The organism is Streptomyces sp. NPDC051064, assembly GCF_044455985.1.
GTDB lineage: Bacteria > Actinomycetota > Actinomycetes > Streptomycetales > Streptomycetaceae > Streptomyces.
Map to the genome: position 1 here is coordinate 150,779 of NZ_JBITFK010000005.1, position 15,890 is coordinate 166,668.

At 70.2% G+C, this 15,890-nt stretch carries 12 protein-coding genes; 11 read left to right on the forward strand and 1 reads right to left on the reverse strand.

The window, feature by feature from the left end; translation table 11 throughout:
• Positions 1 to 42 precede the first annotated feature (42 nt).
• The gene (locus ACIBCU_RS18920) at positions 43 to 1,422 is read left to right on the forward strand and encodes an FAD-dependent oxidoreductase (protein ID WP_399232532.1); all 1,380 of its coding nucleotides are present in this window, start codon (positions 43 to 45) and stop codon (positions 1,420 to 1,422) included.
• Here the strand turns inward: ACIBCU_RS18920 and hemE are convergent, their stop codons facing one another.
• On the reverse strand, positions 1,423 to 2,532 hold the full coding sequence (gene hemE / locus ACIBCU_RS18925) for a uroporphyrinogen decarboxylase (protein WP_399232534.1): 1,110 nt from the start codon (positions 2,530 to 2,532) through the stop codon (positions 1,423 to 1,425).
• A 92-nt stretch (positions 2,533 to 2,624) separates the two neighbouring features.
• Here hemE and ACIBCU_RS18930 point away from each other — a divergent pair, with 92 nt between their 5' ends.
• The 10 genes from ACIBCU_RS18930 to ACIBCU_RS18975 all read left to right on the forward strand — a co-directional run bounded on the left by ACIBCU_RS18930 (position 2,625) and on the right by ACIBCU_RS18975 (position 15,887).
• On the forward strand, positions 2,625 to 3,284 hold the full coding sequence (locus tag ACIBCU_RS18930) for a DUF3000 domain-containing protein (protein WP_362942356.1): 660 nt from the start codon (positions 2,625 to 2,627) through the stop codon (positions 3,282 to 3,284).
• 218 nt (positions 3,285 to 3,502) lie between these two features.
• Positions 3,503 to 4,165, forward strand: a complete 663-nt coding sequence (locus ACIBCU_RS18935; protein WP_351180313.1) for a response regulator transcription factor — start codon at positions 3,503 to 3,505, stop codon at positions 4,163 to 4,165.
• A gap of 117 nt (positions 4,166 to 4,282) precedes the next feature.
• Positions 4,283 to 5,557, forward strand: a complete 1,275-nt coding sequence (locus ACIBCU_RS18940) for an HRDC domain-containing protein (protein WP_399232538.1) — start codon at positions 4,283 to 4,285, stop codon at positions 5,555 to 5,557.
• Between the two features lie 261 nt (positions 5,558 to 5,818).
• The gene (locus tag ACIBCU_RS18945) at positions 5,819 to 7,039 is read left to right on the forward strand and encodes an acetyl-CoA C-acyltransferase (protein WP_362938973.1); all 1,221 of its coding nucleotides are present in this window, start codon (positions 5,819 to 5,821) and stop codon (positions 7,037 to 7,039) included.
• The gene (locus ACIBCU_RS18950; protein WP_399232540.1) at positions 7,036 to 9,165 is read left to right on the forward strand and encodes a 3-hydroxyacyl-CoA dehydrogenase NAD-binding domain-containing protein; all 2,130 of its coding nucleotides are present in this window, start codon (positions 7,036 to 7,038) and stop codon (positions 9,163 to 9,165) included. Before ACIBCU_RS18945 ends, ACIBCU_RS18950 begins: the two co-directional genes overlap by 4 nt.
• Before the next feature lie 163 nt (positions 9,166 to 9,328).
• Complete coding sequence (locus ACIBCU_RS18955; RefSeq protein ID WP_399232542.1) at positions 9,329 to 10,351, forward strand: signaling protein; 1,023 nt, start codon at positions 9,329 to 9,331, stop codon at positions 10,349 to 10,351.
• 313 nt (positions 10,352 to 10,664) lie between these two features.
• On the forward strand, positions 10,665 to 12,689 hold the full coding sequence (locus ACIBCU_RS18960) for a hypothetical protein (protein ID WP_362938982.1): 2,025 nt from the start codon (positions 10,665 to 10,667) through the stop codon (positions 12,687 to 12,689).
• A gap of 42 nt (positions 12,690 to 12,731) precedes the next feature.
• A complete protein-coding gene (locus ACIBCU_RS18965) occupies positions 12,732 to 14,231 on the forward strand; it encodes a bifunctional cytidylyltransferase/SDR family oxidoreductase (RefSeq protein WP_362938985.1) in 1,500 nt (499 codons plus the stop codon).
• A 34-nt stretch (positions 14,232 to 14,265) separates the two neighbouring features.
• A complete protein-coding gene (locus ACIBCU_RS18970; RefSeq protein ID WP_362938988.1) occupies positions 14,266 to 15,081 on the forward strand; it encodes a rhamnogalacturonan acetylesterase in 816 nt (271 codons plus the stop codon).
• Positions 15,078 to 15,887 (forward strand): Ig-like domain-containing protein, encoded by an 810-nt coding sequence (locus ACIBCU_RS18975; RefSeq protein ID WP_362938990.1) that lies wholly within the window; start codon positions 15,078 to 15,080, stop codon positions 15,885 to 15,887. The genes ACIBCU_RS18970 and ACIBCU_RS18975 overlap by 4 nt, the downstream gene beginning before the upstream one ends.
• Positions 15,888 to 15,890 lie beyond the last annotated feature (3 nt).

The following is a 15,890-nucleotide window of genomic DNA, read 5'->3' on the forward strand; positions in this document are numbered from 1 at the left end:
TGGGCCCCTGACCCTGCATACGGCGGCGAAGGGACCCGGCACATGACGGCGGAGCGACTGGTGGTCGTCGGAGGCGACGCGGCGGGCATGTCCGCCGCGTCGCAGGCCCGCAGGCTCAGGGGGCCGGACGCGATGAGCATCGTCGCCTTCGAACGCGGCGACTTCACGTCGTACTCCGCCTGCGGCATCCCGTACTGGGTGAGCGGGGACGTCGAGGGGCCGGACGACCTCATCGCCCGTACGCCCGAGGAGCACCGGGCCCGTTCGATCGATCTGCGCACCCGCACCGAGGTGACGGAGATCGACGTCGCCGGGCACCGGGTACGGGCACTGGACCGCGACAGCGGCGAGACGTACTGGACGGGCTACGACAAGCTGGTGATCGCCACGGGCGCCCGGCCGGTGCGCCCCGAGCTGCCCGGGATCGACGCCCCGGGCGTCCACGGCGTGCAGACCCTGGGCGACGGCCAGGCGCTCCTGGAATCGCTAGAACGGGCTCCGGGGCGCCGGGCGGTCGTCGTCGGCGCGGGCTACATCGGCGTCGAGATGGCCGAGGCGATGCTCAAGCGCGGCTTCGAGGTGACGGTGCTCAACCGCGGTGCGCAGCCGATGGCGACGCTCGACCCGGACATGGGGAAGCTGGTCCACGACGCGATGGACGGGCTGGGCATCACCACGGTCAACGGCGCCGGGGTGACCCGTATCGGCACCGGTCCGGACGGCCGGGTCACGGAGGTCGTCACGGACGGGGGGACCTACCCGGCGGACGTCGTCGTGCTCGGTATCGGCGTCGAGCCCGAGACCGCCCTGGCCCGCGAGGCCGGACTGCCGCTGGGGCCGCACGGCGGCCTCCTGACGGACCTGTCGATGCGGGTCGTGGGGCAGGACGACATCTGGGCGGGCGGGGACTGCGTCGAGGTCCTGGACCTCGTCGCCGGCCGCACCCGGCACATCGCGCTCGGCACCCACGCCAACAAGCACGGCCAGATCATCGGGTCCAACGTGGGCGGCGGCTACGGCACGTTCCCCGGCGTGGTGGGCACGGCGGTGAGCAAGGTCTGCGACCTGGAGATCGCCAGGACCGGGCTGCGCGAGAAGGACGCACGCGCGGTCGGCCTGCGTTTCGTCACGGCGACGATCGAGTCGACGGGCCGCGCCGGCTACTACCCGGGGGCCGAGCCGATGACGGTGAAGATGCTCGCCGAGTACCGGACCGGCCGGCTGCTGGGCGTGCAGATCGTCGGCCGTGAGGGGGCGGCGAAGCGCGTGGACGTCGCGGCCGTGGCGCTCACAGCCGGGATGACGGTGGAGGCCATGACGGCCCTCGACCTCGGCTACGCGCCGCCGTTCTCCCCGGTCTGGGACCCGGTCCTGGTGGCCGCCCGCAAGGCCGTGTCGGCGGTGCGGGCGGCCGGTGGCTGACTAACGCGCCGTCTGCTGGTGGACGTACTCCACCAGGCGCGTCAGGGCGTCCGGGTCGGTGGCCGGCATGACGCCGTGCCCGAGGTTGAAGATGTGGCCCTCGAGACCGGCCGCGGCGTCGAGCACCTCTCGGGTCTTCGCCTCCACCGCCTCGGTCGGCGCGAACAGCACCGCCGGGTCGAGGTTGCCCTGGAGCGCCTTGCCGGGGCCGACCCGGCGGGCGCCCTCGTCCATCGGGACGCGCCAGTCGACGCCGACGACGTCCGCGCCGGCCTCGCCCATCAGGCCGAGCAGCTCGCCGGTGCCGACGCCGAAGTGGATGCGCGGGACGCCGTACGACGCGACGGCGTCGAAGACCTTCGCGGAGGCCGGCATCACGGAGCGGCGGTAGTCGGCCGGGGCCAGGGCTCCGACCCAGGAGTCGAAGAGCTGCACGGCGGAGGCGCCGGCCTCGATCTGGACCTTGAGGAACGCGCCGGTGATCTCCGCGAGCCGGTCGAGCAGGTCGGCCCAGAGCTCCGGCTCGCCGTACATCATGGCCTTGGTGCGCTCGTGGTTGCGGGACGGGCCGCCCTCCACCAGGTAGCTCGCGAGGGTGAACGGCGCACCCGCGAACCCGATGAGCGGCGTGGCGCCGAGCTCGGCGGTGAGCATCCCGATGGCCTCGGTGACGTACGGGACGTCGTCGGGTGTGAGGTCGCGCAGCCGGGCCAGGTCGGCGCGGGTGCGGATCGGCTCGGCGATCACCGGGCCGATGCCGGGCTTGATGTCGAGGTCGATGCCGATGGCCCTGAGCGGTACGACGATGTCGCTGAAGTAGATCGCGGCGTCGACCTTGTGACGGCGCACGGGCTGCAGCGTGATCTCGGTGACCAGCTCCGGCATCATGCACGAGTCGAGCATCGCGATGCCCTCGCGGACCTTCAGGTACTCGGGCAGCGAGCGTCCCGCCTGCCGCATGAACCAGACCGGGGTGTGCGGCACCGGCTCCCGGCGACACGCCTTGAGGAACGCCGAGTCATGGGTGGCGGGGGTCGTCCGCAGGCCCGAGGACGGGCCCTCCCCTGATCGGACGGAGCTGAGCTCTCGGGGAAGGTCGTTGGCACTCACGCACAGAATCTTCGCACGGAGTGACAACGAGCCGGACGCCGCATGGGTGTCCCTCCCTGCACGGCGCTCCGGTTCCGCCTACTCTTCCCCGCATGGCTCCGGCTCAGGGACAATTTTCCGATCATTCCGATGGCACTGACGGCGAGGAGGGCGCGGACGGCGACGGCGTCCCGCCCGCGTTCCGGTCGGCGGTCGACGCGCTGCGCTCCGCCCGCCTGCGCCCCGAGCTGGAGGTCGAGGCGACACGGCCGCCGCAGCGGCTCGCCCCGCACGCGTATGCCCTGGAGGCCGCCGTCGTGGAGGGCGAGGACGATCTCGCCGACGGCCGCCTGGTCCTCCTGCACGACCCGTCCGGACACGACACCTGGCAGGGCACGTTCCGCTTGGTGACGCTCGTACGCGCCGAACTCGAACCGGAGATGGCAGCCGACCCGCTGCTGCCCGAGGTCTGCTGGTCCTGGCTCACGGGGGCACTGGACGCGCGGGGCCTCTCGTACGGGGAGGCCGGCGGGACGGTGACGCGCGCCGGTTCGCACTACTTCGGCGCGCTGTCCGAGCGCCGCCCGGCGACACAGATCGAGATCCGGGCCTCGTGGACGCCGCGCGAGGGGCGCGGCGGGGTGCCGGACACGGCGGCGCACCTGACCGCATGGGGCGATCTGCTCTGCCAGCTCGCCGGCCTGCCGCCGTCGGGCACCTCCGACGAGGCGGTGGTGACGCTGCCCCAGAGGCGCGGGCCGCAGGTCTCATAACGCTGCGTCATGTTCGTGGGGAGCCGGTCCACGTGGACCGGCTCTCTTTTCGTACAATCGATCACGCGTCCTATTTGCCCGAATTGTTACTAACCAAATCGTGATCTTCCCCTAAAGGAGGACGCACCTGCTGCCGAAGAGGTCAATGACCCTTCAAGCACGGTTCGCCCCGGCTTCATCCCCGAGCCGGCCCGTCCCGCCACTCCCCAGGAGGCCTGGTGTCCGTTCTCCTCGAGCAGCCCGCAAGCCTGGTCGCCTACCGCCCGAACAAGCCGACGGCCATGGTCGTCGTGGCCGACCCGCGCGTCCGTTCCACCGTCACCCGCCATCTGTGGGCCCTCGGAGTTCGTGACGTCATCGAGGCGTCGTCCATCGCGGAGGCCCGCCCCCGCGTCAGCAACCCGCGCGACATCTGCGTTGCCGACGTCCACCTGCCCGACGGTTCCGGGCTGACCCTGCTGTCCGAGACCCGAGCCGCCGGCTGGCCGAACGGCCTCGCCCTCTCCGCCGCCGATGACATCGGCGCGGTTCGCAACGCCCTCGCGGGCGGCGTGAAGGGCTATGTCGTCACCGGCACCCGTACCAACATCGGCCACCCCACCCGTCCCGGCGTCGCCCCGATCGGCGCCAATGCCGCCCGTATGCACCGCAGGCCTCCCGGTTCCCCGAGCCACCCGGGCGGCTACCGCGAACTCTCCGGCCGTGAGGTGGAGGTGCTCCGCCTGGTCGCCGAAGGCCAGTCCAACAAGGCCATCGGCGTCTCGATGGGCCTCTCCGCCCTGACGGTCAAGAGCCATCTCGCCCGCATCGCCCGCAAGCTCGGCACCGGAGACCGCGCCGGAATGGTCGCCGTGGCCCTGCGCACGGGCATCATCCACTGACCCCCCCACCCTGCCGGCACCTGCGCGGATGCGTAACCGGCCGGTTTACGTGCATGGCCGCCCGTCGACGGAACGTTCCGTCGACGGGCGACGCACATACACAGATACCCTTGGCATGTGACCGACGCCCAAGAGACCGCAGCAGACACTTCACTGCGAACCACCGGGGGCGCTCCCCCGGACGACGTCGCCCCGGCGCCGATCCCCTTGCTCGAACCGCGCGAGGGCATCCCTCCGGTGGTGGCGACCGACGACGCGCTCGCCCAGGTGGTCGCGGACTTCGCCGCGGGCACCGGCCCCGTCGCCGTCGACGCCGAGCGCGCCTCGGGCTACCGCTACGGCCAGCGCGCCTACCTCGTGCAGCTCCGCCGCGAGGGTGCGGGGAGCGCGCTGATCGACCCGGTCGGCTGCCCCGACCTCTCCGCGCTCGGCCAGGCCCTCACCGGCTCCGAGTGGATCCTGCACGCCGCCACCCAGGACCTGCCCTGCCTGCGCGACATAGGCATGACCCCGACCTCGCTCTTCGACACGGAGCTCGCCGGACGCCTGGCGGGATTCCCGCGCGTCGGCCTCGGCGCCATAGTGGAGAACGTCCTCGGCTACGCCCTGGAGAAGGGCCACTCCGCGGTCGACTGGTCCACCCGCCCCCTGCCCGACCCCTGGCTGCGTTACGCCGCGCTCGATGTCGAGCTGCTGGTGGACCTGCGCGACGCCCTGGAGGAGGAGCTGGACCGGCAGGGCAAGCTGGAGTGGGCGCTGGAGGAGTTCGCCGCGATCGCCTCGGCACCGCCCGCTCCCCCGCGCAAGGACCCGTGGCGCCGGACCTCCGGCATGCACAAGGTGCGGCGCCGCCGTCAGATCGCGGTCGTACGGGAGCTGTGGACCGCCCGTGACCAGGTGGCGCAGCGCCGTGACATCTCCCCCGGCAAGGTGCTCGGGGACGCCGCGATCATCGAGGCGGCCCTGGCGCTCCCGGCGAATGTGCAGGCCCTCACCGCGCTGCCCGGCTTCGGGCACCGCATGGGGCGCCGCCAGCTGGAGCAGTGGCAGGCGGCCGTCGACCGGGCCAAGGAGCTGCCCGAGTCGGAGCTGCCCCAGCCCGGCCAGCAGCCCGCCGGACCGCCGCCGCCCCGCTCGTGGGCGGACAAGGACCCGGCCGCCGCGGCCCGGCTGTCCGCGGCCCGCACCGCGGTGTCGGAGCTCGCCGAGCGGCTGCACATGCCGCAGGAGAATCTGATCACCCCGGACACCGTGCGCCGGATCTGCTGGGAGCCGCCCAAGGTCCTGACCCCGGACGCGGTCGAGACCGCGCTGGCCGGGCACGGCGCGCGCCACTGGCAGATCGGACAGATCGGCCCGCTGCTGCTGCGCGCCCTGGACACCAGCGCCTGACACCGCGCGACTCACGTACGCCCCCTGCCGGGATCCGGCGGGGGGCGTACGCGTGTCGGGGCCGCACTCTGGGCCGGTCCGTCGAGGAGGATCGAATTCACGCCAGTTAACCGGTCGTGCCGGCCCCCCTCCGCGTGTGACGTTCACCGCTCCGGTGGTGGGGGGTGGGCAGTCCGGTTACCCGCAAGTAGCATGAGGGTCGTGGCGCGCCGATGCGTGCGCCCGCAGCAGTGCCATCCCGCACCCTGGAGGAGAGCCACCGTGCCTCGTACCATCCGGGACGTCGTCTTCGTCGACGGCGTCCGCACCCCGTTCGGCAAAGCGGGCCCGAAGGGCATCTACCACGAGACCCGCGCCGACGATCTCGTCGTGAAGGCCATCCGGGAGCTGCTGCGCCGCAACCCGGACCTGGACCCCGCGAAGATCGACGAGGTCGCCATCGCCGCGACCACGCAGATCGGCGACCAGGGACTCACGCTCGGCCGCACCGCCGGAATCCTGGCCGGTCTGCCGCAGTCGGTACCCGGTTACTCCATCGACCGCATGTGTGCGGGCGCCCTGACCGCCGTCACCTCGACGGCCGGTTCCATCGCCTTCGGCGCGTACGACGTCGTCATCGCCGGCGGTGTCGAGCACATGGGCCGCCACCCGATGGGCGAGAGCGTGGACCCGAACCCGCGTCTCGTGTCGGAGAAGCTGGTCGACGAGTCCGCCCTCTTCATGGGCATGACCGCGGAGAACCTGCACGACAGGTACCCCTCGATCACCAAGCAGCGCGCCGACGAGTACGCGGTCCGTTCGCAGGAGAAGGCCGCCAAGGCGTACGCCAACGGCAAGATCCAGCAGGACCTGGTGCCGGTCTCCGTGCGCCGCACCAACGCCGAAGCCGGGGAGACGGGCTGGGGCCTGGTCACCGCCGACGAGCCGATGCGCCCGGGCACGACCCTGGAGTCGCTGGCCGGTCTGAAGACCCCGTTCCGCGCCCACGGCCGCGTGACGGCCGGTAACGCCGCGGGTCTCAACGACGGCGCCACCGCCTCGCTGCTCGCCTCCGAGGAGACCGCCCGCGAGCTGGGCCTCCCGGTCAAGATGCGTCTCGTGTCGTACGCCTTCGCGGGTGTCGAGCCGGAGGTCATGGGCTACGGCCCGATCCCGGCGACGGAGAAGGCCCTCGCCAAGGCCGGTCTCTCCATCGACGACATCGGTCTCTTCGAGATCAACGAGGCCTTCGCCGTGCAGGTGCTCGCCTTCCTGGAGCACTACGGCATCGCCGACGACGACCAGCGCGTCAACCAGTACGGCGGCGCGATCGCCTACGGCCACCCGCTCGCCTCCTCCGGCGTCCGCCTGATGACTCAGCTGGCCCGCCAGTTCGAGGAGCAGCCGGAGGTCCGCTACGGCCTGACGACCATGTGCGTCGGCTTCGGCATGGGCGCGACCGTCGTCTGGGAGAACCCGAACTTCAACGGAGGCAACAAGTGAGCTCCACCACTGAGCTTCTGAAGGGCGCGGCCGAGCTGTTCCCCGGCGAGGTCGTCACGCAGGCGCACGTGCGCCACCTCGACCTCCCGGCCGGTGCGGGCAACTTCGCCCTCATCACGCTGGACAACGGCCTGGACCACACCAAGCCGACCACCTTCGGACCGCAGTCGCTGGCGAACCTGAACGCCGCCGTCGACCAGGTCGAGAAGGAGGCTGCCGAGGGCGCGATCGTCGGCGTCGGCGTCACCGGCAAGCCGTTCATCTTCGCGGTGGGCGCCGACCTCAAGGGCGTCGAGCTCCTCAAGGACCACAAGGACGCGCTGGCCATCGGCAAGGGCGGCCACGACGTCTTCCGCCGCCTCTCCGGCCTCGCGGTCCCGACGTTCGCGTACTACAACGGCGCGGCCATGGGCGGCGGTGTCGAGGTCGGGCTGCACTGCTCGTACCGCACCGTCTCCAAGGCGCTGCCGGCGTTCTCGCTGCCCGAGGTCTTCCTCGGCCTGGTCCCCGGCTGGGGCGGCTGCGCGCTGCTCCCCAACCTGATCGGCGCCGACCGCGCCGTCTCGGTGATCATCGAGAACTCGCTCAACCAGAACCGTCAGCTCAAGGGCAAGCAGGTCTTCGAGCTCGGGATCGCCGACGCGATCTTCGAGGGCGCGGACTTCCTGGAGCAGTCGCTGATCTGGACCGCCTCCGTCCTCAAGGGCGAGATCGCGGTGGAGCGTCCCGAGGTCGACCGCGGTGACGCCTGGGACCAGGCCGTCGCCCGCGGCAAGGCGATCGCCGACTCCAAGGTGCACGGGGCGGCCCCCGCCGCGTACCGCGCGCTGGAGATCATCGCCGCGGCGAAGAACGGCGACCTGAGCGCCGGCTTCGACGCGGAGGACCAGGCCCTCGCGGACCTGATCATGGGCGGTGAGCTGCGCTCCGGGATCTACTCCTTCAACCTGGTCCAGAAGCGCGCCAAGCGCCCGGCCGGTGCCCCGGACAAGTCCCTGGCCCGCCCGGTCACCAAGGTCGGCGTGGTGGGCGCGGGCCTGATGGCCAGCCAGCTCGCCCTGTTGTTCCTCCGCCGCCTGGAGGTCCCGGTCGTCCTCACGGACATCGACCAGGAGCGCGTCGACAAGGGCGTGGGCTATGTCCAGGCCGAGATCGAGAAGCTGCTCGGCAAGGGCCGTATCAACCAGGACAAGGCCAACCGACTCAAGGCCCTGGTCTCCGGTGTGCTGGACAAGGCGGAGGGCTTCTCCGACGCCGACTTCATCATCGAGGCCGTCTTCGAGGAGATCGGCGTCAAGCAGCAGGTGTTCGCGGAGGTCGAGGCGGTCGCCCCGGCGCACGCGATCCTCGCCACCAACACCTCGTCCCTCTCGGTCACCGAGATGGCGTCGAAGCTGAAGAACCCCGAGCGGGTCGTCGGCTTCCACTTCTTCAACCCGGTCGCGATCCTCCCGCTCCTGGAGATCGTCCGCGGCGAGCAGACCGACGACGCCTCGCTGGCCACGGCCTTCGGCGTCGCCCGCAAGCTGAAGAAGACCGCGGTGCTGGTGAAGGACGCCCCGGCGTTCGTCGTCAACCGCATCCTCACCCGCTTCATGGGCGAGATCCAGAACATCATCGACGAGGGCACCCCGGTCGAGACGGCGGAGAAGGCCATCGAGCCCCTCGGCCTGCCGATGTCCCCGCTGGTGCTGCTGGAGCTGGTCGGGCCGGCCATCGGCCTGCACGTCTCCGAGACCCTGAACCGCGCGTTCCCGGACCGCTTCACGGTGTCCGAGAACCTCGCGGCGGTCGTCAAGGCCGGCAAGCGCGGCTTCTACGTCTACGACTCCGGCAAGCCGGAGCTCGACCCGGAGGTCGCGGCGCTCCTCAAGCAGGGCGACACCGTCCTGACGGAGGACCAGGTCCGCGACCGCGTCCTGGACGCGGTGGCCCAGGAGATCGGCCTGATGCTGGCCGAGGGCGTCGTCGCCGAGCCGCAGGACATCGACCTCTGCCTGATCACCGGCGCGGGCTGGCCCTTCCACCTGGGCGGCATCACGCCGTACCTGGACCGCGAGGGCGTCTCGGAGCGGGTGAACGGCAAGCCGTTCCTGGCGCAGGGCGTGGCTAGCGTCCCGGCGTAACACCTGACGGACAGCGGCGAAGGGCACGGCTCGGCAACGGGTCGTGCCCTTCGCCGCTGTCCGTGCCGGACGGACCCGCCAGGCTCGTGACAGAATGCCGCACCTCACCCCAACGCTTGGACGGCATTCCCGTTCCCGAGAGAATCGACGGTCACGGGCAGGCATGGTCGGCACCGAGGGTCAGAAGAGCCGGAGAGCAGTGCTGGCGGGCGCCGGCACCGCGGTCGCCGCCACCGCTCTCGGCGTGGCATTCGGCCGGACGGAGGGGAGCCCTCCCCTCCCCGCCGGCGCTGTCGGACCGTTCGACGTCGACGCGGCTTCCGAACTGCTGGCCCCTACCCCGCTGCACGACATAACCGGGCCGCAGTCGATCGCCTTCGACGAGCGTGGCCGGCTGTACGCGCTCCAGGTCATGCAGGGTGGCATCCGTCTGCCGGACGAAAAGCGGGCCGCGTCCGGAAAGGCGCGGCGCCTGGCGGGTGACATGTGCGTCACGGCGTACCCCCACGGCGGGGCGACACCACGGCATATGTATCTGCGGGGGTTCGGGCACGGGATCTCGATGGGTGTGGAGCCGTCCGGCGAAGGCCCGCTGCTCTGGGTGGAGTCCGACGCCGACACCCGGACCGGGTACGGGCGCGCAGTGGCCCGGATCCCCTTCCGCCACGGCACGGTGCTGGACAGCGCGTCGCCCTCGGTACGTCACCACCGGCCCCTGCCTCGCAGTCACCGCATCCATCCGGCTGTCGACGTGGCCGGGAACCGCGTCCTGGTGAGCCATCGGTCCGGCGATGCGCACCGCTACACGGTCTACTCCCTCGACGACTTCCTCGCGGGGTCGTACCGGCCACTGTCGGACCTCCCGAACCCTGCCCTGCACAGCGGCGAGGTGCTCCAGGGCTGCGCCGTGCGCGGCGATCGCATCTACCAGCTCACGGGGACGCCCTACACAGAGGCGGGAGGCGACAATCCGCCGGAGTTGGGCGGGAACACCTTCGTGTCGGCCATCGACGTGCACAGCGGAAGGGCCGTGGGGCGGCGCAAGGTCTCCGTCGCGCCCCGCCTGCCCTTCCGTGAACCGGAAGGACTTGCCGTTCGGCCGGTGCCCGAGCAGGCGTTGTGTGTGGCTTTCTCGGTGAAGTCCGGCGGAAGGCGCCTGCTCGCCGTCTACGCGTGTCCGTCGTGACCAGGGGCGACCGAACAGAGGCGACGGTCACCCAGCGTGAGAGTTGACCTGCACACGATCACGAAAAGCAAGCGATTCATAACTGTTCGGCATCCGACCGTCAAATGTTCGACTTTTCCCCTCTGAAAGTTCACTAAATCTTTCATGACTGTCTAAAGTTCGGTCTGATGCCTCACGAGTTCCATACGCACCGTCCGCCTCTCGGATAGATCCTGCGGTTCGGCCCCCACTGTGATGACGTGCGGCACTCCCTGCTCCCGTCGGCACCGTCGCCGTGCGTTCGCACGATCACTGAAGGAGGGGCTGTCCCCAGATGGGCAAGCCACAGCGCCAAGCCGCGCTCGGTATTCTGATCACAGCCGCACTGGTGGGCAGTTTCGTCACCATGATGGTGGCGGTTGTGATGGTTTCCCTCCCTGTCTTCGCCTACGCCGCAGCAGTCAGCTACGGAGCGGACCTCCTCCTTCACACCGCCCAGTCCTCAACGCTGGACCGCCTCAGGGACTCACGTTTCGGCCTCACCATCCGCTTCCTGATCCGCCAGTTCCTGCTGCTCGCCCTCTGCGGCGTCATGATCGATCTCGACTCGTTCGTCGTGCAGATGACAACGGTCGGGCTGCTCCTCCTCTTTGTTCTGCAACTCGTCTACGGGGCTCTGCTCAAGCGGGTCCGGTCCGAACGCGCGGCGCTGCCCTTCACCACACGCGGATTGGATCTGGAGGCGCTGGGGATCCGCCGTCTGCCACACCCGTTCCTCATGAACAAGCACGTCCGCAAGATGCTGCACCTGGACGTCCCCCTGGTCGCCGGCGCCATCGGCACCATCGCCACGGACGACTGGCGCTACGTGACCTTCGGTGGGATCGCGGCGGTCTGGCTCGCGGTCGTCGCGGTGCTGGTCCTGCTGCCGGGAGCCAAGAACGCGCTGATCCTGCCCAGCCCCGACGAGGCACTGGACGAGCTGAACTGGCAGCTCGCGCAGTACCGGCCGCAGGTCGCGCTGTACTTCACCTTCGCCGCGGTCTCCCGCGACTTCATGTACCAGGTGAACATGTGGCTGGAGTCGCTGGAGGCGCTGGATCTGCGCCCCATCATCGTCCTGCGCGAGCGCGCGACGCTGCGCTTCCTGGACGCCACCTCCGTGCCGGTCATCTGCGTCCCGAAGGCCGAGAACCTGGCACGCGTCGAGATGCCCGAACTCCGCGTCACCCTCTACCCGGGGAACGCCGGCAAGAACGTGCACATGCTGCAGCGCCACGAGGTCAAGCACGTTTTCATCGGCCACGGCGACAGCGACAAGCTGGCGAGCAGCAACCGCGTCAGCAAGGTCTTCGACGAGATCTGGGTCGCGGGCCGAGCCGGACGCGACCGCTACGAGCGCATCAAGCACGCCGTGTCAGCCCACCAGATCGTGGAGGTCGGGCGTCCGCAGCTGATGCCTCTGCGCCGGTGGACGGGCTCCGTCAGCAACGAGACGCCCACCGTCATCTATGCCCCCACCTGGGAGGGCTGGACCGACGACGCCTGCTACACCTCGGTCATCCCCGCCGGTGAGCAGCTCATACGCATGCTGCTCTCGCACGAGCGTCAGCTGAGGGTCATCTACAAGCCCCACCCGCTGACAGGCACCCGCTCTCCCGCCGCGGCGGCCGCGCACCGGCGCATCATCGCGCTCCTCCAGGAGGACAACGCCCGCCGGTTCGGCCGGAAGGTCATGGACTCGAAGGCCGCTGCCCGCAGGCTGGCGCGCATCGACAAGCGGCTCGCCGCTCTCCAGGAGCGCGGTGTCCGCTCCAAGTACCCGGACCTGACCGAGGAGGAGCGGACCACCCGGATCCGCAAGTTCCGCGACCAGGCCGGCACGCTGTACTGGGACTCGCTGCCCGTCGACGCCCATCACGTGGTGACGGAGCGGGTGCCCACTTTGTACGACTGCTTCAACCATTCGGATCTGCTCATCGGCGACATGTCGAGCGTGGTCTCGGACTTCGTGGCGACCAGGAAGCCGTACGCGATCTTCAATCTTGAGGGTCTGCCGGACGCGGAGTTCAGGAACGAGCAGCGGACCGCTTACGCCTCGTATCTCCTCGATTCCGAGTGCAACGGCCTGGAGGAGGCGCTCACAGCCACTCTGGAGCCCGCCAATGACGTCATGGCCCCCTACCGGGAGCAGCTCAAGGACTATCTGCTCGGCACGGACCACCCGCCGTCGACCGTGCGCTTCAACGGCGCCGCGAACGACCTCTACTACCGCGGGCTCCAGGACTTCCCGATCGAGTACCCGGTGTTCGAGGAGTTCCCCGACCAGCCTGGTCAGCAGCCGCGCCAGCCGGCCTGACCGCACCGCCTTTCCGCCCTTGTGAAGAGGAAGCAGGACGTCTTGACATCCCGCACGACCCACCGCCGTACCGTCGCCGTAGTCCTCGCCGGCGGTACGGGCCAGCGCATCGGACTGTCCATACCGAAGCAACTCCTGAAGATCGCCGGAAAGCCGATCCTCGAGCACACTCTGGAGATCTTCGAGGCGGCCCCCGACGTGGACGACATCCTGGTCCTGATGACGCCGGACCACGTCGCCGAGGCCGAACGCATCGTGGCTCGCGCCGGGTTCCGCAAGGTATCCCAGGTCCTCGCGGGAGGTGCCACGCGGAGTGAGACCACCACGCTGGCCATCCGTGCGGCGGCCGCACTGCCCGGCAGGGACGAGGAATGCAACCTGCTCTTCCACGACGCGGTGCGCCCCCTGCTCTCACAGCGTGTGATCGCGGAGTGCGTCGAGGCGCTGGAGCGCTACAGCGCGGTCGACGTGGCCATCCCGTCCGCCGACACCGTGATCGTGACGAGGACGCACGGCGACGACGGCGAGTTCATCACCGAGGTACCGGACCGCGGCAGGCTCAGGCGTGGACAGACGCCCCAGGGGTTTCGCCTGTCCACCATCCGGCGCGCCTACGAACGGGCGGCCGTCGACCCGCTCTTCCAGGCCACCGACGACTGCTCGGTCGTCGTCAAGTACCTTCCCGATGTGCCCGTGCATGTGGTCATGGGCGACGAGTACAACATGAAGATCACGCAGCCGGTCGACGTCTTCATCGCCGACAAGCTCTTCCAGCTCGCCTCGACGGCGGCCCCGGCCCGCAAGGGCGAGGAGTTCTACCAGGACCGCTTGGCGGGCCGTACCCTGCTCGTCTTCGGCGGGTCGTACGGCATCGGTGCCGACATCGCCCGCCTCGCGGAAGCGTACGGCGCCCAGGTCTACGCACTCGGGCGTTCCACCACCGGCACCCACGTGGAGAACCCCGACCATGTGGACGAGGCGTTCGCCCGCGCCTACGCGGAGACCGGCCGAATCGACTACGTGGTCAACACCGCGGGCGTGCTAAGGATCGGGCGGCTCGACGCGGCGGACATCGCGACCGTCCAGGAGGCGATGGAGGTCAACTTCCTCGCACCGGTGAACATCGCGCGGACGGCCTACAAGTACCTCTCGGAGAGCCAGGGGCAGCTGCTGCTCTTCACCTCCAGCAGCTACACCCGCGGCCGCGCCGAGTACAGCCTGTACTCCTCCACGAAGGCGGCCATGGTGAACCTGACCCAGGCCCTCTCGGACGAATGGGCCGAGGACGGGATCCGGATCAATTGTGTGAACCCGGAGCGGACGGCCACGCCGATGCGGACGAAGGCCTTCGGGCAGGAGCCCAGCGGCTCGCTGCTCTCGTCGGAGACGGTCGCGCGCAGTTCGCTGGACGTGCTCCTGTCCTCGTTGACGGGCCACGTCATCGATGTACGCCAACAGGACCCCACGGCGCCGGGCAACGCCTCCGACTTCGAGCAGGCCCTGGCATCCGTCCTGCACGAACAGGCCGACGCCTCTTCGTGACCACGTCCGCTGCGTCCAGTTGTGAGGGAGGACGATGAACCACTCGACTGCGCCCTACGGCCGCAGGGCAAGGATCTTCGTGGCCGGCGACTCCACCGCGGTCACCCGACCGGTGAGCCACCTGCCGATGGCGGGCTGGGCCCAGGCTCTCCCCCTGTTCCTCAGCCCTGACGTCGAGGTGGTCAACTGCGCTCGCGCGCGGGCGAGCTCGAAGAGCTTCCGCGAGCGGGGACGGCTCCAGTGGATCCTCGACAACATGGCACCGGGTGACTACCTGGTCTACGGCTTCGGCCAGATCGACTGGAAGCCCGACGCCGGCCTCCACACCGACCCCTTCGGGTCATTCCTGGAACACATGCGTGCCTACGCCGTCGGGACCCGGGCAGCCCAGGGCCACCCCGTGGTGCTCCTGCCCTTCGAGCGCCGCCGGGTGGATCCACACGGCAACGTGTCCCGGTTCCTCGGCGACTACCCCACGGCCATGCGCCGGCTGGCGTGGGAGGAGCATCTGCCCGTGATCGACCTCTACGGTCAGAGCCTCGCCTGGTGGGAGGAGCTCGGGCCGGAGAACTCGAAGCACGCCTTCACCTATCTGCGCCCGGGTGAACCCCTGCAGGAGATCGTGCAGGACGCGGACAACGTCCACCTGCGCGCCGAGGGCGCCATCGAATGCGCCCGGTTCGTGGCCCGCAGCCTCGCGACCCAACAGATCATCCCGGCCCACTGGGTCACCGGGCTGGACCGCCGCTCCTTCTCGTACGACGAGCTCGGCTGGCTCGACGACGACACCTTCGTCCGTCGGACCAAGGAGAGGGTGGCCGCCCATCCCGCACCGGAGGCCGGCGCATGAACCACTTGCTGTGCAGCGGCCGCGCCGTCGGAACCGAGCGTTCGCAGGGCATCGTGTACGCCGGGCTCTACTGCTCGGCGGATCCGAGGACGGGCACCGTGCCGGGCGAGATCGTCCAGTTGGGCCTGTCCGTCGCGGCGGACGAGGGTGCTCCGCGCGGCTGTGCCTACGTCCTGGAGAGCTCCCTGACGGACGCGGCGGAGATCCTCTCCGTCGAAGCCCTGGAGTACTTCCCCCAACAACGCTGGTTCCGCGTGCGCGCGGACCCCGGCGAGACCCGTACCGGCGCGCTCTCCCTCCGCATCCGCCCGCCACGCGGTGCTCCGCGGCTGCGTCCTCAGATCATGGTCGCCGTCCCGGACGCCGGGGGGCAGAAGCTGATCCGCACCGCCCGTCTCACCGGTCACTCCCTGCCCGTGCTCACCCACTCGGTCGCCGGACTCCGCATCACCACGGAACCCGGCGTCAGAGGAACGGCCAACGTCCTGGCGCGTGCCCCCCAGGGCAGCTTCGCGATCTCTGTGACCCAGCCGCTCCACGGCACCGCCCAGCTCTCGCGTGACGGGTGGGTGGCCTACGACCCCGCCCCCGGGTTCACGGGATACGACCGGTTCGAGTACACGGTCGGGACGGCCGACTCGGCCAAGGTCACAGCCGCGGCCAACATCTTCGTGGGTGACCTGGGTCTGGCTCCGGGAGTGTTCCCCGCGGACCCGGCCGAGACCGGATTCCAGACCTGGCAGTGGCCCGAACTCACCGGAGAGATGCCCTGGCCCCGGCCGCAAGAGTCCCCGAGAAACCGGTAGAAG